At 48.1% G+C, this 23,143-nt stretch carries 19 protein-coding genes and 1 pseudogene; 9 read left to right on the top strand and 11 right to left on the bottom strand.

Annotated elements, in window-relative coordinates:
• Positions 1 to 129: 129 nt before the first annotated feature.
• Positions 130 to 276 carry a hypothetical protein gene (locus GZ78_RS29265; RefSeq protein ID WP_236631458.1) on the bottom strand — a complete coding sequence of 49 codons (147 nt, stop codon included), beginning with the start codon at positions 274 to 276 and terminating at the stop codon, positions 130 to 132.
• 441 nt (positions 277 to 717) lie between these two features.
• On the opposite strand from GZ78_RS29265, the gene GZ78_RS28040 reads away from it, so the two are divergent.
• From GZ78_RS28040 to GZ78_RS01170, 4 genes are all read left to right on the top strand, one after another.
• Positions 718 to 870, top strand: a complete 153-nt coding sequence (locus GZ78_RS28040; protein ID WP_201772631.1) for an ammonia-forming cytochrome c nitrite reductase subunit c552 — start codon at positions 718 to 720, stop codon at positions 868 to 870.
• A gap of 68 nt (positions 871 to 938) precedes the next feature.
• Positions 939 to 2,090 carry a hypothetical protein gene (locus GZ78_RS01180; protein WP_034832098.1) on the top strand — a complete coding sequence of 384 codons (1,152 nt, stop codon included), beginning with the start codon at positions 939 to 941 and terminating at the stop codon, positions 2,088 to 2,090.
• A gap of 16 nt (positions 2,091 to 2,106) precedes the next feature.
• Positions 2,107 to 3,015, top strand: a complete 909-nt coding sequence (locus tag GZ78_RS01175) for a hypothetical protein (protein WP_034832095.1) — start codon at positions 2,107 to 2,109, stop codon at positions 3,013 to 3,015.
• Positions 3,016 to 3,148: 133 nt separating this feature from the next.
• On the top strand, positions 3,149 to 3,376 hold the full coding sequence (locus tag GZ78_RS01170) for a hypothetical protein (RefSeq protein WP_051785708.1): 228 nt from the start codon (positions 3,149 to 3,151) through the stop codon (positions 3,374 to 3,376).
• A 32-nt stretch (positions 3,377 to 3,408) separates the two neighbouring features.
• Here the strand turns inward: GZ78_RS01170 and GZ78_RS01165 are convergent, their stop codons facing one another.
• The 4 genes and pseudogenes from GZ78_RS01165 to GZ78_RS29260 all read right to left on the bottom strand — a co-directional run bounded on the left by GZ78_RS01165 (position 3,409) and on the right by GZ78_RS29260 (position 11,115).
• Positions 3,409 to 8,121 (bottom strand): hypothetical protein, encoded by a 4,713-nt coding sequence (locus GZ78_RS01165; protein ID WP_034832094.1) that lies wholly within the window; start codon positions 8,119 to 8,121, stop codon positions 3,409 to 3,411.
• Between the two features lie 12 nt (positions 8,122 to 8,133).
• A pseudogene (locus tag GZ78_RS30150) lies at positions 8,134 to 8,549 on the bottom strand (IS1634 family transposase); the annotation flags it as partial.
• A gap of 273 nt (positions 8,550 to 8,822) precedes the next feature.
• On the bottom strand, positions 8,823 to 10,271 hold the full coding sequence (gene dgt / locus GZ78_RS01160) for a dGTPase (RefSeq protein WP_161787277.1): 1,449 nt from the start codon (positions 10,269 to 10,271) through the stop codon (positions 8,823 to 8,825).
• Positions 10,255 to 11,115 carry a hypothetical protein gene (locus GZ78_RS29260; protein WP_034832089.1) on the bottom strand — a complete coding sequence of 287 codons (861 nt, stop codon included), beginning with the start codon at positions 11,113 to 11,115 and terminating at the stop codon, positions 10,255 to 10,257. Before GZ78_RS29260 ends, dgt begins: the two co-directional genes overlap by 17 nt.
• A gap of 105 nt (positions 11,116 to 11,220) precedes the next feature.
• Here GZ78_RS29260 and GZ78_RS01150 point away from each other — a divergent pair, with 105 nt between their 5' ends.
• Positions 11,221 to 11,427: a hypothetical protein gene (locus GZ78_RS01150; RefSeq protein ID WP_034832086.1), complete on the top strand. Its 207-nt coding sequence runs from the start codon at positions 11,221 to 11,223 to the stop codon at positions 11,425 to 11,427.
• Positions 11,428 to 11,677: 250 nt separating this feature from the next.
• On the opposite strand, the gene GZ78_RS01145 is transcribed toward GZ78_RS01150, so the two are convergent.
• The gene (locus GZ78_RS01145) at positions 11,678 to 13,282 is read right to left on the bottom strand and encodes a protein kinase domain-containing protein (protein ID WP_034832083.1); all 1,605 of its coding nucleotides are present in this window, start codon (positions 13,280 to 13,282) and stop codon (positions 11,678 to 11,680) included.
• A 298-nt stretch (positions 13,283 to 13,580) separates the two neighbouring features.
• Between GZ78_RS01145 and GZ78_RS30855 the strand changes: the two genes are divergently transcribed.
• From GZ78_RS30855 to GZ78_RS01135, 3 genes are all read left to right on the top strand, one after another.
• Positions 13,581 to 13,832, top strand: a complete 252-nt coding sequence (locus GZ78_RS30855) for a helix-turn-helix domain-containing protein (protein WP_161787276.1) — start codon at positions 13,581 to 13,583, stop codon at positions 13,830 to 13,832.
• A gap of 341 nt (positions 13,833 to 14,173) precedes the next feature.
• Positions 14,174 to 16,099: a DNA topoisomerase III gene (locus GZ78_RS01140; protein WP_034832080.1), complete on the top strand. Its 1,926-nt coding sequence runs from the start codon at positions 14,174 to 14,176 to the stop codon at positions 16,097 to 16,099.
• Between the two features lie 206 nt (positions 16,100 to 16,305).
• Positions 16,306 to 16,662, top strand: coding sequence for a hypothetical protein (locus GZ78_RS01135; RefSeq protein ID WP_051785707.1), 357 nt, complete (start codon positions 16,306 to 16,308; stop codon positions 16,660 to 16,662).
• Positions 16,663 to 17,121: 459 nt separating this feature from the next.
• Here the strand turns inward: GZ78_RS01135 and GZ78_RS01130 are convergent, their stop codons facing one another.
• Positions 17,122 to 19,182, bottom strand: coding sequence for an NADPH-dependent 2,4-dienoyl-CoA reductase (locus tag GZ78_RS01130; protein WP_034832078.1), 2,061 nt, complete (start codon positions 19,180 to 19,182; stop codon positions 17,122 to 17,124).
• Positions 19,183 to 19,311: 129 nt separating this feature from the next.
• Between GZ78_RS01130 and GZ78_RS01125 the strand changes: the two genes are divergently transcribed.
• The gene (locus GZ78_RS01125) at positions 19,312 to 19,926 is read left to right on the top strand and encodes a TetR/AcrR family transcriptional regulator (protein WP_236631457.1); all 615 of its coding nucleotides are present in this window, start codon (positions 19,312 to 19,314) and stop codon (positions 19,924 to 19,926) included.
• A gap of 113 nt (positions 19,927 to 20,039) precedes the next feature.
• On the opposite strand, the gene artM is transcribed toward GZ78_RS01125, so the two are convergent.
• The 4 genes from artM to artP all read right to left on the bottom strand — a co-directional run bounded on the left by artM (position 20,040) and on the right by artP (position 23,056).
• A complete protein-coding gene (gene artM / locus GZ78_RS01120; RefSeq protein ID WP_236631456.1) occupies positions 20,040 to 20,720 on the bottom strand; it encodes an arginine ABC transporter permease ArtM in 681 nt (226 codons plus the stop codon).
• Positions 20,717 to 21,379 carry an arginine ABC transporter permease ArtQ gene (artQ, locus tag GZ78_RS01115; protein WP_034832075.1) on the bottom strand — a complete coding sequence of 221 codons (663 nt, stop codon included), beginning with the start codon at positions 21,377 to 21,379 and terminating at the stop codon, positions 20,717 to 20,719. The genes artM and artQ overlap by 4 nt, the downstream gene beginning before the upstream one ends.
• Before the next feature lie 62 nt (positions 21,380 to 21,441).
• A complete protein-coding gene (locus GZ78_RS01110) occupies positions 21,442 to 22,209 on the bottom strand; it encodes a lysine/arginine/ornithine ABC transporter substrate-binding protein (protein WP_034832073.1) in 768 nt (255 codons plus the stop codon).
• A 109-nt stretch (positions 22,210 to 22,318) separates the two neighbouring features.
• Positions 22,319 to 23,056, bottom strand: coding sequence for an arginine ABC transporter ATP-binding protein ArtP (gene artP, locus GZ78_RS01105; protein ID WP_034832071.1), 738 nt, complete (start codon positions 23,054 to 23,056; stop codon positions 22,319 to 22,321).
• Positions 23,057 to 23,143: the final 87 nt, after the last annotated feature.

The raw sequence follows: 23,143 nt of genomic DNA, 5'->3' as shown, positions 1-23,143 counted from the left end.
ATGTCAGGGATAACAACAGCCCTGCAACACACCAGGAAGAGCCCCGTACCAGCCAACGGCATGACTTTACTGTCATTGACCACCTCAATCAGAAATAAATTGACTGGTATGTTTTACCCAGAATAAGAGTTATTGTTTTCTGGCCTTTCTGGCCTTTCTGGCCTTTCTGGCCTTTCTGGCCTTTCTGGCCTTTCTGGCCTTTCTGGCCTTTCTGGCCTTTCTGGCCTTTCTGGATGCCAACGGCAGGCTATTCCACCCCGCTGATTGTCCATACATCGATATCTTCGAAGCAGTAGAAAGACGGCCTGTCCATGGGGCTCGCCTCATGTCCGGGAACGTTCGCCCCTGTCTCTTCAGCTCGTAACGAATTCAATGTTGGATAGCAGCATAGACCATCAGACAGAGAGTCATCACCATGAATAAAGCCTCAATAACAAAGCCTCAATGCATTCGGGTTTCTTGAGATAGTGTGACAATGCCAGAAAGTCCGGGCTTTTCAGGAAGCGAAGGCGGCCAACTGCTGAATTTAGGTTCAACCTGCTGTTGGCGTTTAACCCATGGCTGAGTCGGTCGAAGATATTGAGCGGCTTCTGCCCTGGAGTCAAAAGTTCATTTGAGTCAAGGTGCACAGAAGTTACTGCTTACTCCAAAACAGCAGCGTCATGACTCACGTTCAACAGCAGAGGTGATCATTTTTGAACAGCGGAGTGGCTTTTTTTGAGTAGCGCCGGCAAGTGGACCAGTATGGGGCATGAAATTGTCAATCCCATCGGCTGTATTGATTGTCATGATACCCGCGACACTGAAATGCTTCTGCGTATTTCCAGACCATGGCTGAATACCGGATTGTCTGCGCTCAATTACGAATGAGAAATGGAACTTTTTTGGAATACAAATTTCTAAAAATAGGATGAATCTGTTATTCAAAGGAGGTCATTATGAATTTCCCTCTCGTATCAGCCCTGTTATTGGCTACATCGGTTTCTTTTGCTGATGATCTGAGCTTCCAGCCAGATACAAGCGAAGCTTTAGCCGCTCAAAATCACGTTGAGAACATACTGATAGCTACCTATGAAAGAGTTCTGGCTGAGCCCACATACAGCGAGTCAGAGTTAACCAATGCGCCAATATCGGGGTTTGGTGAAAGCCGTGGCCGGAACCTGCTTACATTTGCAGCATTCAACAATTTCCCGGAGCTGGCTCTCTGGGGGCTTGCACACAGTGCCGGAATTAATACAGCCGACCGTGACGGAGCAACCATGCTGCGCATGTCTCTGGCCAATTACAATGTTCAGATGACCGATATAGCCCTTAAAAACAAAGCGGATCCCAACATGGTCATAGGGCAGGGTGACGATACAATGCTCAGTGCGCTATTAAGCTGGCAATGGCCTGAAGTGGGCTTTGAGCTTGCAAAGCTGTACGGCGCCTTACCCAGAACCAAAAAAGAAAAAAACATCGTTCGGAAATATTTATTACAACGTAATGCTGACAATGACACTCTCATTAATCACTTTGATTCATTATCTGTCATAGAAAACCCATTGAGGAAACCTTCCAAAGGGAACTTTATAGAAACCAATATGATGGATGAAATGGATGCTGACCTTTTACGCTCAATGACAGGTGAGTTTCCATTGCTGAATCAGGTGGTAATCGATTCTTTCTCTCAGCAGGGAAAAAATTTCGAAAGTTTTCTGGCATTCAATGGTTTTTCAAAATCACTGGCCTATCGGCTGCAAAATATGCCTTTTGAACAGGCTGAGGCCGTAGTCATGCAAAGGGATAGCTCAGGTAATGATTTACTGTTGGCCGCTATCAAGAGTTTGAATTCTGATACCGTTGAAGTGGTTCTTGAGACAACTTATGCCACGATTAATACGCCCGTGCCTCATAAAAAGCAATATTACACCCCTGGACTTCGTCCCTGGCATATAGCGGATCTATGGGAAGCCCCGAAAGAGATCAAAAAACTGCTCATACAATATGGGGTCGATAAGTCTGCCGATCACACGGCAGCGGTATTCTTGGACCAGTTTGGAAAAAAAACTGAAAACAAGTTTTTTTCTAACGAAATTAAAGGAAAATAGCAGGCAATAAACAACAATGGGTAAATGGACAAAAACAAAGAACAACCTTATCAAAAACGGTTTGCTAATGATTAGCTGCTTTTATACAGTGAGCTTGCTGGCCTTTGAGTATGAGACTGCCAAGATTGGTGCTGATTTCAATAAGTATGATCAGAAGCATGACTTTGCTAATCCACAACCAACAAACCGCCGGTTCAGGCTGTATACGTTAACCTGTTCAGATAGGGTGGGTTATACACTGGAGCCTTCGTACAATAATAGCAATCTGTTTCACCAGAGCGCCTCATCTGACTCAACTTTACCCGGTACACCTTTTGGCTACTGGCTCAAAGATGATTTGTGGATGAATAATGCCACCGATTATGTTGCAATTAATGCTCGGTGGAATACAGCGGTTTACATTGACCTACCTTTCGCACTACAGATAACGGGTGATATAAAGCGAGCTCAGGACTCAGACGAGTTTTTTAATTATTCCGGCAGCAGGGCTGTCTGGTTTGCACGCAGCCTTGATAGCTCGAACCTTCCGACTCTTGAAAAGAAAATGAATATGACAGGAGTTGCTTTTACGTCAACCACCCCGTCGAAAAAAACGTTTGAAAAGCGTATCAACACTCTAAAACAACACCCTATTGCATTGCCTGAACTTTATGATCCGAATCAGGTATTGTTTCGCCTTGAAGGAGGCTATTCTGCACCTCACGGCAATATCTATTGGCTCACAACCTTCCGTAGGGGAGAGAATAGCAGGGGGGAGCGAGTGACTTTAATCTCAAAAATATCACCGGCTCAAAGTAGTGTCAGACAGGCGTATATTGAACTTCGGCTCGGGTATGAACCTGCTGACTTTTTTGACATCTGTGACTCGTCAGACACTGGCTGTAGTGAACCTTATGCAAGTGTATTTTTTAATAAAATAAAGTAATAAAGATCAATACTTAATGCCTGTCTGAAAACCCTCAACCATTTGAAAACAGTAGCCTGTAGCCCCATATAGTTCCTGAAGATTTTCCAAAACAGGCTGTTTTCACATTTATGCGCCAAACCATCAACCCAAAATGCAGTTGGGCGAGGTTGATATCTCTGCCATCACCTTTGATGCCAAGTCAAGGGACGACATACCTCGTCTGCTGAAAGCGTTACACTATATATGGACAAACCTTGAGCTGCGTAACCAGGTTTTCCAGGTACTCGATACCATGACCTCCACCGACAAAAACAAGGGTCGTTCCGGTATGGAGTTCTGGAAAATGGTTCTTTTGAAATTAAGCGGGAGTCAAGGTTAGAAATATCAACAGGTATTATCTCTTATATTTTCTCAGTTACTCAGGTACTCAGTTACAAGGTACTCAGTTACAAGGTACTCAAACACTTCACCTGGCAAATCCAGAAGCAAAGGATCTCTCTGTGCATGAAGGTTTCGCTTCTCATCCAGTAACCGTTTCAGCTCATTGAGTTGATTATGTGCTACGTCAACATGAACTCTGTTGAGGATGCCGACAATCTGCTCCATAGACATGTACTCTTTATACCCCGTCAGCAAGTCAATATCTGCGGACACCAGGTATTCCTTTCTGGATAAATAAGACCAAAGTCGTCTTAATTGTTCTTTTTCATCCGGTAATTCAGTGGCTGCTTCTGGGGGGGGCGGTTCCACTGTCCTCACTAAGTGAGATGTTTTGTCCTCAAGATATGCTCTCAGTGATTCAGGAACCTCTTCATGGGAAGCCTGCTCTACCCGGCTCAGTAATTGATCGAGAGCCGCCCTGGGCAATTTTTTTTTGTAATAGTCATAGGATCTCCACTCCCCTGGTTTTATGGCAACGTTTTGAGCCAGCAACCCCAGCAGCGCGGGGATTGAAAGCGGCTGGAAGTCAGTGGCTTGTGCCATTTCCTTCTTTCTCTGATCACAGGTTTTTAAACGACGTTGGGCATGCAGAGGCGGCTCAGGGTTACAGTGCTGATGCCAGAAGTCTTCGGACAAGTAATACTGCTCCGGGAACTCCGTTACGACTAAAAAGGTGTGAAAATCCTTAATAGACCAGTTACGGATTTCAATGCCGGCATCCTGTATGTCCAGTTCCGGTCGTGGCAGAGTATGCATTTCGCCCCCGTATTGCTTAACCCTCAGCCGGTTCCCTTCATAGCGATAGAACATATTGCTGAGAACATCCATTAATGAGGTAACAAAGTGCAGTGCAAGTTCTTCTGCGGTCTGAACTGGAGGCACTGTTTCAATAAAGGTGCCTGAAACGCCAGACGCCCTGTATTGGAACATAAAATGATCAGGTATGTCCCGAGGCTCATTCAGGGGGAGTTGCGCCTCAAGTAATGCGGTGAAAAGAAGCTGAATATCCTCTCTCGAAGGGGTTTGCTGCTGATACCGATAACAGGCTTCAAGCAGTGCTTTCAGCCACTGAACCGAATGCTTGCTTGCCAGCATTTTCAGGACGTTCGGGTAAGGCAGTATTTTTATGACAGACTCTGCTACGGTTTCATCCAGAAAGTGCGCTCGGTCAGGCGGTGCAAGGCGCCAGATGACCTCCAGATAGATCTTTTGTGCATCGAGGCTTTCCAACACGCTCTCCAGCCTGTTTAACTGCAGGTGGATCTCTTTCCACTGTTTCCTGTCTGGAGCCGCATTCAGTTCTTTGCAAAAAAACAGGTACGCATCTCTTTCCTTCTCTGGAAAGTCATTAATCGCTTTCAGTGTCAGTGGCAATGGCATATGCGAGGCACTGTATTTCAGCAATGAAGGCCTGTCAGGACCACTCAGTTTAAGGTAATGTCTAACGGTCGTCCCTCCATTCGCCGTTAAAAGTGTTAATAGTTTTTTCAGTTTCTGGAGCGCATTACCCTTCTCCAGCTCATTAAACTCCTTTACCGTCTCGAAGCTCAAAACCTGATCAGGCTTATGGGCCGACAAAAAAAGGGCTGCCTGTTTGATCTGGCTATGCATTGCGTCTTCATCATCGCTCTCCAGCCCGTCTGCAGAGGGGGGAAAGAATAAATTCGATAATTTATGCTCATTATTCTTCAGCGTTTTGATATCGGGCAGCCCTCCCGATGCATGGAGTTTGCTCATAAGACTAAACACTGAAGACGTCCCTTGTTGTTCCTCGCAATCTAACCATCTCAGTACCTCTAACACCGCCTCTTTTTTGGGTAAGCCCCGGCCACTATTCATGGACGAGAAGAGGTGCAGCCGTTCCGGACTGAACTGGCCATCCTTGTACCAGAGATTCTCGCCCTTGGAGTCCGTCCAGCCCAGTATCTCTAGCACGTCCTCTTTTTTGGGTAAGCCCCGGCCACTATTCATGGAGGAGAAGATGCGCAGCCGTTCCACTCTGAACTGGCCATCCTTGTACCAGATCTTCTCGCCCTTGGAGTCCGTCCAGCCCATTATCTCTAGCACGTCCTCTTTTTTGGGGAAGCCCCGGCCACTATTCATGGAGGAGAAGGCTTGCAGTAGTGTCAGATTGAGCAGGTCATCCTTGTACCAGATCTTCTCGCCCTCGGAGTCCGTCCAGCCCAGTATCTCTAGCACGTCCTCTTTTTTGGGCAAGCCCCGGCTATGATTCATGGAGGAGAAGGTACGCAGCAGTGCCAGATTGAGCCGGCCATCCTTGTACCAGATCTTCTCGCCTTCGGAGTCCGTCCAGCTCAATATCTCTAGCACGTCCTCTTTTTTAGGGAAGCCCCGACAACTATTCATGGAGGAGAAGACTCGCAGCAGTTTCAGATTGAGCTGGCCATCCTTGTACCAGATCTTCTCGCCCTCGGAGTCCGTCCAGTCCAGTATCTCTAGAACGTCCTCTTTTTTGGGAAAGCCCCGGCCACTATTCATGGACGAGAAAACGCGCAGCCGTTCCACACTGAACCGGCCATTCTCATACCAGAGCTTCTCGCCCTCGGAGTCCGTCCAGCCCAGTATCTCTAGCACGTCCTCTTTTTTGGGCAAACCCCGGCCATTATTCATGGACGAGAAGGCGTGCAGCAGTTCCAGATTGAACTGGTCATCCACGTACCAGATCTTATTGCCCTCGGAGTCCGTCCAGCCCAGCATCGCTTCCACCTCCTCTTTTTTGGGTAAGCCCCGGCCATGATTCATGGACGAGAAGGCGCGCAGCAGTTCCACACTGAACCGGTCATCCAGGTACCAGAAATTCTTGCCTTCGGAGTCCGTCCAGCCCAGCATCGCTTCCACCTCTTCTTTTTTTGGGAAGCCTTTGCCATTATTCATGGACGAGAAGGCGTGCAGCAGTTCCGGACTGAACTGGTCATCCAAGTGCCAGAAATTCTTGCCTTCGGAGTCCGTCCAGCCCAGCATCGCTTCCACCTCTTCTTTTTTGGGCAAGCCCCGGCCATTATTCATGGATGAGAAGGTGCTGAGCATCTTCAGGCTTGCAAGGTATTTAAGCTCCGAGTCTTCTCTCTCAATAAAATCCTGAAGGTGCGCTTTAGTTTTAAGCATACTGGTCAGGCAGCCGGTATCCTTAATGGCGGCGCTACAGGAGCCAAAAAAGACAGAGGCCTTGTTGCAGGCTTCAGACAAATGGTTTCGACCTGCCAGGTTCAGTCGTTCATACAGTGTCGATTTGATATGAATTTTTTGGTTTTTGAGCTGCTTGAACAGCCGTTTTTCCGCCTCTGTTTCCTGTGCATTTATCTCGCCGGTAAGTTCTTCCTGCAGTTCACCCAGCTCTTGGGAAACGTTCATGACACCATCCTGTGCCTCTGACGCCGGATTTTCCTGCCTGCCTTTTTTGGTGACAGGGCCTTTTGGCTGGTCGTGATACTGCTTCCTTTTACTGGCTCTTTTTTGGCCTTTTTTAGGATCAGGCCCTGACTGGCTAACTTGAGCTCTCTTTCTGCCAGTATTCTCCGGAGGTATTGGCGAGGCATCAGGCAGGCAGTTATCACAGGTAACCGCCATGGCCTTACTTCCACGAAGAGCCCGCAAGACTTCTTGTTCATTCAGTGTTTTCTGGCAGGAACTACAGCGGATGGAATTGACAAGTGCTAATCTGGCCTGTTTTGCTGGAGGAGGGTTATCCTCGTCTCTTTCGTCTCTTTCGTCTCTGTTGAGTCCTGAGGCAGTCACGGGTGCAGCTTGAAAAACAACATGGCTTTGCTGTGCTGTGACTCCGGTTTGAGCGTTCTGTCCTGACGAGCCCCCGGAAGCCCTGCTGCCAGTCCCCCGCTCCCTGCCCAATCTTCCGGTCTGGTTGCTGACTATGTCGTGGATCTGCTCATAGCGCTCTATTTCCAGACTGTCCCTTAAAAGCCACTCATACAGTTGTGTCTGACATAACGGACCCGAATCCAGTGCTCTTTGTTGGAGGAAGTCCTTGTCGCTTTCAATGAGCATGATTCTATCGCTCAATATGCGGGCAAGATCACGATAACCCATGGCTTGTGCCCACTGTCTTTTCTTACGCAGCCACTTTAGTAGTCGTATTTTTTGTTTCAGGCACTGTTGCACTGAAGGATAAGGCATCCATACAAACCATTCGTCCCGGGGATAGGGTTCAAATGGTTCCTGATGAGAATGGCCGTCGTCACCATCACCATCACCATCACCTCCTGAGCCACTCACGGCGACAAGCTCTCCGGCAGGAATAAATACTCTGTCGTATAAATTCGACAGGAACCAGAACATGCTGGCTGTGAATGTAAAGGCCCCACCGGTCATGGATGTTTTTTTGGGGAGGGGATGCCTTTGATTACAATGACCTGGGGTTCTCCTTTGACCGACAGGTGGAAGCAATATCAGGTCAGCCTCTGGCAGGCAACTTTGGGTGTAGGGAGGAAGCGATGTAGGCGGATTCTGTTTTCTGCCGCCTGTTGGCTTAACAAACCAAGGCTCGGCAATAACTCCGGCAAGAAAGAGAGAGATCAGGGAAGACTCCTGATAAGAGCTTAAACCATCAGCAATACCAGCATGAATTGGACATGTAAGGGATAACAACAGCCCTGCAACACACCAGGAAGAGCCCCGTACCAGCCAACGGCATGATTTTACTGTCATTGACCACCTCAATCAGGAATAAATTGACTGGTATGTTTTACCCAGAATAAGAGTTATTGTTTTCTGGACTTTCTGAATGCCAACGGCAGGCTATTCCACCCCGCTGATTGTCCATACATCGATATCTTCGAAGCAGTAGAAAGACGGCCTGTCCGTGGGGCTCGCCTCATGTCCGGGAACGTTCGCCCCTGTCTTTTCAGCTCGTAACGAATTCGATGTTGGATAGCAGCATAGACCATCAGACAGAGAGTCATCACCATTAACAAAGCCTCAATGCGTTCGGACTTCTTGAGATAGAGTGACAATGCCAGAAAGTCCGGGCTTTTCAGGAAGAGAAAGCCCCTTACAACCTGCTGTTGGAGTTTATACGTCTTCAGTAGTTCAGCTGTGCCCAGTCGGCCTGTATCGGTATCGTTAGTGGCAGAAACTGCAAAAGCTTGTGGGCTGTAGTCTTATCAGTATTTGCCCAATTACCCATGGCTCACGTTCAACAGCAGAGGTGATCACTCTTGAACAGCGGAGTGGCTTTTTTTGAGTAGCGCCGCTATCTCTTGTAGATAATGTGGAACAGCTATTAGAACTATTAAAAGACAATGATAGCCCTATTACCTTTGTGGACTTTGATAGATTAGTAGGTTTTGCGACACCCTCGATAGGGCGGGGAGCAGTCACATAGAGAGCCTGAATATCGATATTTCGGGTCATATGGCAGAAAGGCTCTGATACTCAGTGAGTACAAAGTGGTCAGTCATACCGCTGACATAGTCAATCAATAGCCTTGCCCGGTAATACCATTCCAGGTCATCCTGTTCTTCACGGGAGTAATCACTGCTGAGCAATGATTGCAGTGCCTGGTGATAGGCCAGTTTATGCTTGCCGGAAAGGCGATGGTAAAGGCGCTGCTCAATAAAGTGCCTGCTGGAATCTTTTTCTGTAATGCTGGCGAATGCTGCTCGAGGCAGTTCCAGCAGAGGCTGGAAAATATCCATCAGCCCCATCAGGGCAGAGTATCCCCTGAGTTCCGGGGTTTCTTTCTCCATACTGGTGAAAACATAGCGGATGGCTACGGTTTTCAGTGTGTCCAGAGCCAGATGCTGATCAGACTGGCCGTCAATCAGAGGCTCATCCAGTGTACCGTCAAAGACCGCCTGATGCTGTTGCAGATAACGCTTTGCCGCATAATTCACCAGGTCTCTGACTAGCCGGGTGCGAAGGCGAACAATAAATTCCTGCTTGTTGTTACCGGCTCTTTGTATCGCCGATTCCATGATGTTGGGCAAATAGTTGTTATGGTCAGTAAACTCTTCCCAGACTTCATAAAGCCTGAACCGGAGATCACGGAAAGAGAGAATCCCTTTGTCGACAGCGTCTTCAAGGTCGGCTATGCAGTAGGAAATGTCGTCAGCGGCTTCCATGATATAAACCAGAGGGAAGCGGCAACCTTCATTAATATCCAGATGATTCCAGATATCACTGACCAGATGGGCCTCTGAAAAGTAATACCCCGGCTTTTTCTTGCGATAGGCATCGGGTGAACCTTTGTCGGGCCTTGGTTCGTAGGGCGTGCGGGTGTATTTCATGAGCGCGCCCATTTGGGAGTAGGTCAGGTTTAAATCCTGGAGGTGATGAATAATCCTAAGCGCCTGGGCATTCCCTTCGTAGGTGAAGAGGTCAGGCAGCAGGGTTGTTTCCAGCAGGGATGAGCGGGCTGGCTGGTTCTTGAAAGCTTTTTCATGACAGAGGTGGGCCTTATCTTGCATCCAGCGGCTGATGGCGGCTTCGCCAAAATGACCGAAAGGAGGGTTGCCAATGTCGTGCATCAGACAGGCCATTTCTACCAGGTTGATAAAAGCGGTTTCCTGTCCACTCAGCCCCATGGGTTTCAGTTGATGGGTGTCTGACAGTCTCTGCAGAATAGTTTGAGCCAGATAGCGGCCGGTCTGTTGCACTTCCAGAGAGTGAGTTAAACGACTGCGAACAGCAGCATTGGTCTCCAGAGGGTAAACCTGGGTTTTTTGCTGCAGTCGGCGAATGGCTGCTGATTGAATGATCCGGCCTCGATTACTCTCCGTTTCAGTGAGCAAGTCTCGATCCGAGTCGGCAGAACTGACTCTGGGGCGGGTGCAGGTGAGCTTAGTAAGATAGTTCATGCTGATCATAGTCGGCAGGAACCGCTTGAAGGTGAGGTTTGCAGTGGCTCTCAAGCAGTTGATAGCCACAAAAAAGGAGGGGCTGTGAGTCCCGTGTCCAACGGCCATTGATGTGTTGCCGGATTCTGGGTTTGTCGGAATAACAGCCAGAAATCCACTGCACCATATTCCATTCGTCCCGCATTCCCTTGCTGTTGTAAGGAGAGTAGTGATGCAGATAGTAATTCAGGAATGCCTCTCTATCTTCCTTGTTTCTGGCAATGCTTCCATAAACAGAAGGGGAGTCAGAGGCCAGCTTATCAAGATGGTTTGACAGGTCTCTCCGGGGATTATCGGGAGAAAGTTTCAGCAGGGAGGCCACATCACGATGATCCATGTAGTAAATCCAGTCAATCGCCCCCTGACAGTCTTCTCCCATCAAAACCTGTGTCCACATATAGAGGTATTCTCCACCGTTGGGCGGCTCGCCATCCACAGGAAGAAGTTCTGTCTCTATCTGGCCGGGAAGAATAATTTCCAGTTTTGACTGAGGATGTCTGTTCAGAAGCACCTGCTTCATTGCTGTGCCAAGAAACTCATTAAAGACCCGGACACCGCCATTGTGAGCGCCAAGGGGAAGGCTGATATAGACAATGCGTTTATTGTTCTGGCGACCCTGCTGAATCTGCTCACGCAGGCTGATGACCAGTTTCTCTATGATTCCATCCCAGGCTGGGCGAACAGAGTATTGAGTACCTAAACAGGTGGTGCGTGTCTGCGGGTACAGCGGTGATAATGGTTCTGCACTGACATAGGCACAGCAGAGGACTGTTGCTGCCAAAAGCCAGCGGGCTAGGGTATGCATAGAGTTGTGGCCTAAGGAATAAACCAGAAGATTATAGATGCTTTTCAACCCACAGCTGTTTGAGTAAGAGAAATGGCAGTAGATAAGCAGTAGCAATTGTATAGTGTGACAGGCATTAAGATTTATCTGGACTATGGTTTTCTACCGGTGGTGGAAAAGAAGGAAGACAGCCGTGTCCGAATACATCTGTTCAATGAGCTGGGGCATAACTGGAGTTTTGACCAGAGTCGTATTTTGTCTTATTTATCTCATCGTGATGGACTCGTCTCAAGTATAGTGATCCGCTATAAACTGTACAGCTCGCCAAGTTAAGTTTTCTGGCTGTATTATGGCCCTGTATACCCATCGCCTTTCAAGATGCTACGTTGTTGCCAGCGTTCGCTCACCCTGATCACCTACTACTTGTTGTAGGCTCACAGGGCTTCGCTCACTTGTCGCCTGGTAGCATCTTGAAACCCAATGGGTATAGGAGGGCAATCATGGCAGCAAAAAGAGCCAAAAAACACTGAAAAATCAAACATATTCAATGGTCATGGGTATATTGCTGATTTAGTGAGCATAACTACTGCTGGGAGGCACCTTGATGATACTCCTGATATTTTAACAGTATTTCAACCACCTGCCGGATTGTTAGCCTTTCTTCTGGCTTGGGCTGAGTGGTAAGGATGCTTAGTAGATGCAAACACTCATCTTTGCTCTTAATGAGAGACATCTTGGTAAGAAAAAGAGCCTCTGGGTCATCAGGGCTTTCCAGCGAATCCTGACTGATACCATAAAAATCCGGGTTTTGGGCGTAAAGTTCATGAATGATCAGGCTGCAGACCTTCGCTGGCGATCTTATAGTGGCCGTCTCAAAATCATCGTATCGAGATTGATGTGATGTATTAAATAGTACTCGAAACAGGATTAATCCATAGTCATATAAATCCCGGGCTGTCGAGTCAGTTGTTTTGTATTCAGGAGGAAACCAGCCTATGGAGCCATAAGAACCTAACTTAAGTTGCTTGCGTTTTTCTGCTGTGGCGCAATACCCAAAATCAATAAGTGTTATTTTTCCCGAATCTGGATTGGATAGCAGGATGTTATGACCTTTCAAGTCTCCATAAATTAATGCCCTTTTGTGCAAATAATCCAGGGCTGAGGCCAGTTGTACCGTAATAACAAAGGCATGCGAATGAGCAAGATTAAACTGGTGATTTAAATACCACTGAAGTTCATTACCTTCGTTGTGAAAGATCATTGCTGTCATCCCGAAGGGAGGGTGTGGTAGAAAGAAAAATCCCATCAATGTAACAATATTCTCATGCTCAATTTGCTTAAGAATGTCTTTCTCCAATTTTAGCAATTTGCGGTAGTGATTGAGTTTTTCGAAATCGTGTTTGTTGACCATTTCAGAGTTAATCGTTTTAACGATAAAATTTCGATCATAAAACTTTATGGTATAAATTCCGGCATTACCGCTAAGATCTGATCTGGGCGACAATGTGCCAGCACAAAACAGTCTTACAATATCGTCTATATCGTCTTTATTTGCTTCTTCTCTGCAATAAAAAGTGATGTGTGGTTGCCTGTGTGTTTTGGTAAGATAATAGGCTGGTTCAGTTTTAGATATTATAGGAACCTTTATTTCTGTTTGTGTTGTGGCAGCGTACTGTTCTGATGGTAAAGGGGGAGACTCTTGGGTCTGATAGCTGTACCGGTAAAAGAGCTTTCTGGGGGTACAATAAACCTGCACTGAGTCAGTACAGGTATTACTTTCGTCAATACTACTTCCTGTTTCTTTTTTGGAATCGTCATCAGTATCTGAGCATGAGGAATCTGAGTCATTATTTGCCCCCTGGCCTGTCGATAAAAAATTGAACGGTAAGAGAGTGGTACTTATTTTGGCAAGAACAGGAGGGGGCTCGCTACTGACATTGTCACCCTCGATGAGGCAGCAGCATAAGTTAAAGAAAAACTTCAGAGCTTTTAGAAAGTCTTCAAAACTGAGTAACGGGTTTTTTTCGATATACCGAATAAGCTGTTGTTCGGGATCGCGGAAAAGCTCCGGTGCTGCCCACTCGTCTGGATCGTAGTCAAGCTCATCAAAAGGAAGCAGAGCCAGTGTGATTAAGACAGGTAAAACAGGTCGGGTGTAAGTTTGTGAAATAGTGGGTGAGAGCAGCATAGTTTCCACTGCTCCAGAACTGAAGTCGGACCAAATTATAGTACTGATCAGTGATAGAACGGTAAACCACTTAACTGATCGCAATTCATTCGAATTATTGGTGTAACTTTTTGAAGTTATCACTGGCTTTCATCCTGTTTTGTAATTTATAGGCCAGGAAATGATCTTTCGCGGGAGTTTAGTATAGACGGGGAGAGAGTCTCGACACTGATGCATTAAAATCAGGTATCGTTGGCGATCATACCCACTGCACTCTTTTGACTAATTCAGAGCTCACCCGCCAGACAGGCTCCTGGGATTGTCCTTTTTACAGCAAGGGCTTTCGGTTTCAGAAACAGCAGCATTGCTGAGCGTCACTCATGACGCTGTACATGACTGGTTACATCGTTTTAAACAAGGTGGACTCCCTGCTATGAAGGATCAAGGAGGAAGAGGTCGTAAACCATTATTCCAGAGACGTCACATGAGGCATTTAAAGAAGCGGTTCTTCATATGCAGGAGCAGGCAGGCTACCACATGGCACAGGATCTGCCGGGATATGGAAACCTGAGCCTTCTTTACTTGTCACCCTATGCTCCTGATTAGAGCGGCTTTATGAATTTTCCGGGTTAGTAATAGTCCTGAAATAATCTCCTTATATGACCCACCCCCCCCACCCCCCCCCGTTCGGGCTGAGCCTGTCGAAGTCCAGTGCCACGACCCTTCGACAGGCTCAGGGTGAACGGTATGGAGTGAAATGCTTGGCTCCTGGTTTGTTAAGTTAATCGGTATGAGGTTGAAAGAGAGTTCTTGTTCTCTGTTTCATGGCACAATTCAGAGAGGGCGTTATCATAGTCCCTGATGAGACGACACCGACTCTTTCTTTGAGCTTATGGAGATCATTTTCACCGAATGCGATTAATCATTGCTGAAAAACCCAGTCTGGGCAGAGCTATAGCCGATGTATTGCCCCGGCCCCATAAAAAGCAAGATGGCTATGTAGAAACAGCATCTGGCGATGTTGTGACCTGGTGTATAGGTCATCTGCTGGAACAGGTTGAGCCAGAAAATTACGATCCGGCATACAAACAGTGGCGTTTTGAACATTTGCCTATTGTTCCCCAGCAGTGGCAGCTCCAGCCGCGAAAAAACACCCGTTCCCAGTTATCGGTCATTCGTAAGTTGCTGAAAACGGCAGATACCATTGTGCATGCTGGAGACCCGGATCGGGAAGGGCAGCTGCTCGTAGATGAAGTGCTGGATTATCTGAAACTTTCCCAGGCTCGCAAGAAAAATGTCCGTCGTCTTCTGGTAAATGATTTGAACGGCTCGGCCGTCAAAAAAGCACTGGCCAGAATGCAGAGTAATTCGGATTATGTTCCTCTCTCAGTGTCTGCTCTGGCGCGTTCCCGAGCTGACTGGCTCTATGGTATTAACCTGACCCGTGCCTATACGGTTCTGGGTAAAAAAGCAGGCTATGGCGGTTTGCTTTCTGTTGGCCGGGTCCAGACTCCAGTGTTGGGGCTGGTAGTTCGAAGAGATGAAGAGATTGCCAACTTTCAGCCCAAACCTTATTTCGAAGTCTTTGCCCTGTTGGTAACCGATCAGGGGGAATGCTTCAAAGCCAAGTGGCAGCCCAGTGAAGCCTGTCAGCCCTGGATGGATGATGAAGGTCGGGTGTTGGATCGTCGGCTGGCTGAAAATGTAGTGAGCAGGGTTCAGGGTAAGCAGGGAGAGATCAGTAAACTGGATAAAAAGCCGGGTAAGGAGACGCCTCCTTTACCCTACTCTCTGTCGGTCCTGCAGATTGATGCTGCCAGACAGTTAAGGTTGAGTGCCAAGGAAGTGCTGGATGTCTGTCAGAAACTGTATGAGCAGAAACTGGTCACCTACCCTCGGTCAGATTGCCGTTACCTGCCGGTGGAACATTTCAGAGAGGCCCCGGAAGTATTGGGCGCTATTCGAAGTAATGATGAACATCTTGCCAATGCGGTGGATGGCGCATTACCGGATCGCAAAAGTAAAGCCTGGAATGACAGCAAGGTAGGAGCACACCACGCGATTATTCCGACCACCCGAAGGGCTGATCTTTATAAAATGGGGGATCGTGAACGCAAGTTATACGGTCTTATCGCCCGGCAGTATGTGGCACAGTTCTATCCGGATCATAAGTTTTCAGCCCAAAAAGTCAGTATCATCATAGAAGGTGGACTGTTCACAGCCAGCAGCAGGACCGTTATGGAAGAAGGCTGGAAGGCTGTTTTTCCTCGAAAACCGTCTTCTCCTGAGAAAGAAGACAGTCAGAGACTACCCGAAATGACCAAAGGTCAGGCGTTGTTATGCAAGGAGGCTGAGTTAGCGGAAAAACAGACCCAACCTCCCAAGTCTTTCACAGATGCGACCCTGTTATCAGCCATGACGGGGATTGCCCGTTATGTGAAGGACTCTGAGATCAGGAAGGTATTGAAGGAAACCGATGGTCTGGGAACGGAAGCCACCCGGGCAGGCATTATCGAATTATTGTTTAATCGGAAGTACCTGGCGCGTCAGGGCAAAAACATTCACGCGACAGAAACAGGAAAGGCCTTGATAAAAGCCTTGCCTGAACCTGTCAGCCAGCCTGATATGACGGCTCGATGGGAAGCCTCTCTTAACCAGATAGTAGAAAAAAAAGGTTCATACCAGTCCTTCATGAGTCAGCTTGAGCAGCAACTGACTCAATTGCTACTGGAGGCCGGGCAGTCAGGTACCATCAATGTTCAGGGGTTGCCTCCGGTATCGGCATCACGGTTCAAGAAGAAGACCCGCCGAAAGAAAGCCCCTCGTCGGGCGTCCTGACCAGCGAGAGAAGGATAAAAGTGAACCAAATGACATGTTTTTCTCTGTAAGGTCTGGGATTACCCCAAGAATCTTCGGTTTCTTAGATAGGCTGTGTTAGAGTATTCAGCTGGTTTTTTGGGTTCCACACGATCAGGCGCGTTAAGCCTTCTCTGCCAACGTTTCTGGCGTGGGTGACTATCACTTCGAACAGGATCAATCCCCCCATGTATAAAGCTTCTCTGGCCATTCTGGTTGGGCTGGGTATGACCGGACTGGCATCCGCATCGGATAATTACTCTTACACTTGCACCCATGCTAAGCAAGAGCGAAAGATAGACGTCATCTATCTGCAGCGTGAGTCCAGTGTGCCCTGTGAAGTTCGCTATACCAAAGACGATCAGGAAGAGACGCTCTGGAACGCCAGTTATACCGAAGGCTATTGTGAAGAAAAGGCCTCGGAATTTATGAAAAAGCAGGAAGCCTGGGGGTGGAACTGCGCCATGGATCAGCTTCAAACCGATGACAGTCTTCCTGAAGATACCGAAATCAATACCCCTGAGTCGAATAAATCCGAGCAGTGATATACCCATTGGATTTCAAGATGTTACTAGGAGGCTGACCGAGAATAGACAGCCCGGCCTAAAATCCAGAAAGAACGGCCATCTTTTCCACTGAATTTGCTTAAATAGGTCAACTATTCGCACAAATTCAGTGAAAAAGCTGACTCGTTCTACTGAATTTTATGCTCGGACGCTATTCTCGGTCAGCCTCCTAGGCGACAAGTGAGCGAAGCCCTGTGAGCCTACAAGTAGTGGGTGATCAGGGTGAGCGAACGCTGGCAACAACGTAGCACTTGAAAGGCGATGGGTATAAAACGATCCTTACTTTTAGCTTTGATGAATGGGGGGCAAAGAAGGCGTTTATCAAGGCCTGTGTGTATCAGTGACCTGAGGAAGTTCAGGACAGTCTTCAGGAAGAAATAAATTCACTGGAGCCCAGTAGGAAATGAAGGCATCCAATGATGCCTTCATGGCTTAATATCAGATTTCAGCGGCCAGGTAGGCACCCTGATTAATGGCTCGCTTGGCATCCAACTCAGCAGCAACGTCGGCACCACCAATCAGATGAACGGGTTTGTTGGTAATCGTGTCAGCCAGTTCTCTGAGAGGCTCCTGGCCCGCACAGAGCACTACGTTATCCACATCCAGAACTGTAGGCTCACCATTGATGGATAAATGCAGACCATTATCGTCTATTTTTTGATACTCGCAGGAAGGCACCATTTTCACGCCACGCTTGACCATCTCGGTTCTGTGAATCCATCCGGTGGTTTTACCTAGACCCGCGCCCGGTTTTGTCTTCTTGCGCTGCAGTAGATAAACCTCCCGCGAGCTTTCTTCTTCCTTGGTAGGGGAAGCCAGACCTCCACGGTTGCTGAGGCTCATATCGACACCCCAGTCTTTCATGAAAGCTTCAACATTCAGGCTGTGTGAAGGCCCTTTCTGGGTAATGAATTCACTCAGGTCAAAACCAATACCACCTGCACCGATCACGGCTACGGTTTTGCCGACTTCAGCTCCCTTGAATACATCCAGGTAATTCAGAACTTTGGGGTGATCCAGTCCTTCGATAGCGGGTGTGCGAGGAGTGACACCGGTCGCCACGATGACTTCATCGAAGTCACTGTTTTCCAGTTCGCTGGCAGAAATTCGGGTGTTCAGCTTCAGTTTCACACCGGTCAGTTCTACCTGACGCTGGAAGTAGCGGAGCGTTTCTGAAAATTCTTCCTTGCCCGGTACCAGCTTGGCAATATTGAACTGACCACCGACTTTATCAGAAGCTTCAAACAGGGTGACATCGTGTCCTCTATAAGCGGCAGTAGTCGCAAAAGAAAGGCCGGCAGGACCTGCACCGACAACCGCCAGCTTCTTCGGCTTGTCCGTGGGCAGATAATTTAATTCTGTCTCATGACAGGCTCTTGGGTTAACGAGGCAGCTGACCAGTTTCAGTTCAAAAACATGATCCAGGCAGGCCTGGTTACAAGCGATACAGGTGTTGATTTCATCAGCACGGCCTTCTTCAGCTTTGTTAACCCACTCTGGATCGGCCAGCAGGGGACGAGCCATGGAAACCATATCAGCATCGCCTCTGGCCAGAACAGTTTCTGCCACCTCAGGCATATTGATACGGTTGGAGGTGATGACAGGAACACTCAGTTCCTTTCTGATTTTTGCCGTGACCCAGGTAAAGGCAGCGCGGGGTACCATAGTTGCAATGGTTGGAACCCGGGCTTCGTGCCAGCCGATACCGGTATTGATGATGGTAGCGCCAGCCTTTTCGATTTCTTTGCCCAGTTCTACGATTTCATCCCAGCTGCTGCCCCCTTCAACCAGGTCGAGCATGGAGAGACGGTAAATAATAATGAAGTCAGAGCCGACCTTTTCTCTTACACGACGAATTACTTCAATGGGCAGTCGAATGCGATTTTCGTATCGGCCACCCCAGTCATCATCCCGGTGGTTAGTTTTAGCGGCGATAAACTGGTTAATGAAATAACCTTCTGAACCCATGATTTCCACACCGTCGTAACCCGCTTTCTGGGCATTCAGGCTGCACTGCACAAAGTCTTCAATCTGGCCGTCAATTTCTTCAGGTGTCAGCTCTCTGGGAGGGAAGGGCGCAATGGGTGCCTGCAGGGGGCTGGGAGCAATAGCTTCCGGGTGATAGGCATAGCGACCGGTGTGCAGGATCTGCATGCAGATCTTGCCGTCTTCTTCATGCACAGCCTGGGTGACCAGACTGTGACCGGCGATTTCTTCTTCTGTTTTAATCAGGGCAGCATTGGGCAAACCGCCGGATTCCCGGTTGGGTGCAATGCCTCCGGTTACGATCAGGCCGACTCCCCCTTTCGCTCGCTCACCAAAGTAGGCTGCCAGTCGCTCATAGCCGCCGGGATGTTCTTCCAGATTGGTGTGCATGGAGCCCATCAATACCCGGTTTTTTAACTGTGTGAAGCCCAGATCCAGTGGCTCCAGCAGGTGAGGGTACAGCTTATGCGGTGCAGCTTTATATGGCTCAGGGCTGAAGGGGGAGGTGGTCATCGACAGATCCTCATCATGTTCTTTATTAGCTATGGGTATTTGTAATTATGTTATCTGGACAGCGTCAAGATAAGATTGTATGTTGACACTGTCAAGATTAAGCGACCATTTTTGTCATTGAATACGTGTTTGAGTAAAAATATGCCGGCAAAGAAGAATTATCATCATGGGGATTTACGACAAAGTCTGATTAATGAGGCGACCCGTATGATTGCCGAGTCCGGTGTTGAAAAGCTGTCAATGCGTGGTTTGGCAGAGGGGGTTGGGGTTTCAAGAACCGCCGCGTATCATCATTTTAAAGATAAAAATGAACTCTTGTGTGCTATTGCCGAGCAGGGTTTTAGTCAATGGTACGACAAGATGGGGAGCAGGCTGAAAGAGGTTCCTGATGATCTGGAAAGCTGGTTTCGAGGGTTTTCTCATGCTTATATCGACTTTGCCCAGAATCATGCTGAGCAGTATGACCTGATGTTCGGCCGGCCTATTTGGAAGAACGGGCAGCCCACAGAGACACTCAGAGACATCTCTTTTGAAGCATTTCAGTGTTATGCAGACTTTGTCAAAAAGTGCCTGCCGGAAGATCACTTCAATCAGGAGCAGGATGCCCTGCGAGTGGCTCAGGTTAGCTGGAGCAGCTTGCACGGTTTGAGTCGTTTATTAAATGACGGCGTCTATCTGGATAAGGCCGCCATCAACAGTATGTGCGATGTAGCGGCAAGGTTACTGGTTCAGAATATGAGGTGATCAGGTTCATCAAAATGATACCGGCCAGGGCTTTGACTGTTACCCATAACGCTTTACAGCAAGTTTTTCAGATTAGCCGCCAGCCTTTTGAGTGGCAGCCAACGGCTTGCTCTTCAGTTAGAAAAGGCCAGCGCCTTTCGTTCAATGAATCTCACAATCAATGTCAGAATGCCAGTCAGGGTCAGATAGATCAAACCCGCTAAAGTGAACACTGTCAGTGTGTCGTATGTTTGGGCATTCAGTCGAGCGGCATAGCCCATGAGATCCATTAACGTAATGGTGCTGGCCAGTGACGTACCTTTCATGACCAGAATCATTTCATTGCCATAGGCAGGGAGTGCCCTGCGAAATGCATGGGGCAGTATGATCCGGGTCAGAGACTGTGAGCGAGTCATACCCACGGCCAGGGCGGCTTCCCATTCGCCGGCAGAGACCGCATCAATAGCCCCCTTGAACAGTTGGGTAGAATAGGCTGCACTGTTCAAGGCCAGAGCCAGCATGGCACAGAACCATGGTTCGCTGAGTAATGGCCAGAATACTGTCTCCTGCAGGATAGGAAACTGGGTCGGGCCGTAGTAAATCAGAAAAATCTGTATCAGTAGAGGTGTGCCGGTAAACAGCAGAATCTGCAATCGAACCAGCCATTCCAGGGGTTTGAAGCGCAGAGACAGAATCAGAGTGAACAGAAGCGCCAATACCAGACCCGTTAACAAGCTGGCAAAAGTCAGTTCAAGGGTTGTCTGCAGACCTTTTAATAGTTGAGGCAGATATTCCTGTAACGATTCCGGCATCATACATTCACCGTCCTGATGTGTTGGCTGGTTTTCTGCTTCATTTTATCCAGACAGTGCTGACTGATCAGGGTGATGACCAGATAGATAACGCCTGCAGTGGCATACCAGGTAAAGGGCTCATAAGTTTGCGATGAAAACAGTTGAGCCTGACGCAACAAGTCAGTAACGCCAATTAAGGCGACCAGTGCCGTATCTTTCAGCAGTACCAGCCATTGATTACCCAGCCCGGGCAACGCATGACGCCAGGCCTGTGGCAGAATGACTCGATAAAAACAGCGGCCGGAACTGAGACCTAAAGCTTTGGCTGCTTCTGACTGACCTCTGGGTACCGCCATGAAAGCCCCACGCAAGGTCTGACTGGCATAAGATGAATAGATCAATGAAAGCGCTACTGTTCCTGCGGAAAATGGACTGATCTCGATAAATTCATCGGTCAACAGAAAGAGCAGGTGAGTAGCGCCAAAATAAATAAAGAAAACCACCAGTATCTCTGGCAGTCCTCTGATAATGGTGACCCAGGAAACCGTCAGGTATCTAAGCAGCCGGAAGCGACTCAGTTCTCCCAGGGCCAGCAGGGTTGCGAGCACCAGTCCCAGTAGCAGAGAGGACAGCGCGAGCCCCAGAGTCATAAGTGTTGCATTGAAGAAGAGTTCAAGCATGGAAACAACGGTCTGTCAGTCGATGGAAGTCTGTAACCAGACTGGCTACAGCCTGGAAGTGGTCAGGCTGCAGAAGCCTTGTTAAAGTACTTGTCGTAGATCTTTTGATACGTGCCGTTTTCTTTCAGTGTACTCAGAGCTGCGTCCAGTTTCATTTTCAGCTCATCCTTTTTACGCACTGCTATCCCGTAGCCGATCCCAAAGTAGTTGGCATCCTTGATTTCCGGGCCGACCTGCGCGTACTGGCCTTCACCTCTTTCGGCCAGCCATTCTTTGGCAACTGCCGTATCTGCAAAAACGGCATCAACACGGCCGCTGGTCATATCCAGAAAAGCGTTCTGAAAGGTATCGTAAGGACGAACCTTTACGCCCTTGCTTTCCAGCTTGTCGATCACATACTGCTGATGAGTAGAGCCATTCTGAACGCCGACTGACTTACCCTTGAGGGCGTCAATAGACGTCAGTTTGTCGTTTTTATCTGCCACAAAAATAGCTGAGTTTTCATAATAGGGACTGCTGAAATCCACTTGCTTGAGACGGTCTGGAGTAATGTCCATACCTGAAATAACAGCATCAAACCGGCGGAATTTCAGACTGGGAATAAGGCTGTCAAAGGGCTGGTTGCTGAATGTGCACTCTGCTTTAAGTTCCGAGCAGATTGCATTGGCCAGATCGATATCAAAGCCTTCAAGCTGATTATCTTTGCCGACAAACTCAAAAGGAGGGTAAGTGGCTTCTGTGGCAAAGCGTATGGTTTCGGCTGCCTGAACTTGGATCGAGGCAATGGTCACGACACTGGCTGTTAGAATAGAGGCGAACAATTTTTTCATTTTCGGTACTCCAGAAATCCGAAAAGTCTGCAATCAAACTAAGAGGCCGTCTGAAAGACGTGCTGGCTACAGCGGCCTCTATAGGCTGGAGACATGAGTCTCCCAAAGATCAGTGTTCCAGATAGCTGCGAAAAGCTTCTGTTTGTGGGTGTGCAAAATGATCTGAAGACCCGTCTTCGACAATATGGCCATCTTCAAGATAGATAACTTTACTGGCAATTTTTCGGGCAAATTCAACTTCGTGAGTGACAACCACCTGAGTGATACCGGATTGGCTTAACTCTTTGATGACTTCCACAACCTGATTGGTAATAGCCGGATCCAGTGCTGCAGTAGGCTCATCAAATAACAGAACATCAGGTGAAAGCATCAATGCGCGAGCAATGGCCACTCGTTGCTGCTGGCCGCCAGATAACGATGATGGCCAGGCCTCTGCTTTTTCAGACAGGCCGACTCGTTCCAATAGTTCTTTTGCTTTACTGATGGCCTGTTTCTTGGGCATGCCCTGAACAACTGGCGCTTCAATCAGATTGTCAAGAACGGTCATATGAGGCCAGAGATTATATTGCTGAAAAACCATGCCTACTTTACGTCGCAGTGCACAAGCCTGTTTGTTCAGGTGCTTGTTGTCATGTCCATTACTGAAATTAAAAGACATATCCGCGATCTTCATGGTGCCCTGATCCGGTGTTTCCAGTAGGTTCAGCATACGCAGCAGAGTACTCTTGCCTGCGCCACTGGCCCCCAGAAGAACGGTGGTTTCACCTCGGGGTATGCTAAAACTAATATCTTTCAGAACCTGTGTGGAGCCAAAAGCCTTGCTGAGGCTCTCTACTACTATGCCCATTGCCTTTCATCTACCATTTTGTAAAAATTCCCGCTTTGGTGAGTATGAAATGCAGCGGATAGTTTATACAGTGAAACATTTTCATCC

It is taken from the genome of Endozoicomonas numazuensis (genome assembly GCF_000722635.1).
In the GTDB taxonomy this organism is placed as follows: Bacteria; Pseudomonadota; Gammaproteobacteria; order Pseudomonadales; family Endozoicomonadaceae; genus Endozoicomonas_A; species Endozoicomonas_A numazuensis.
Note: the sequence above shows the minus strand (reverse complement) of the source record. Positions and strands in the feature narration are given on the sequence as shown.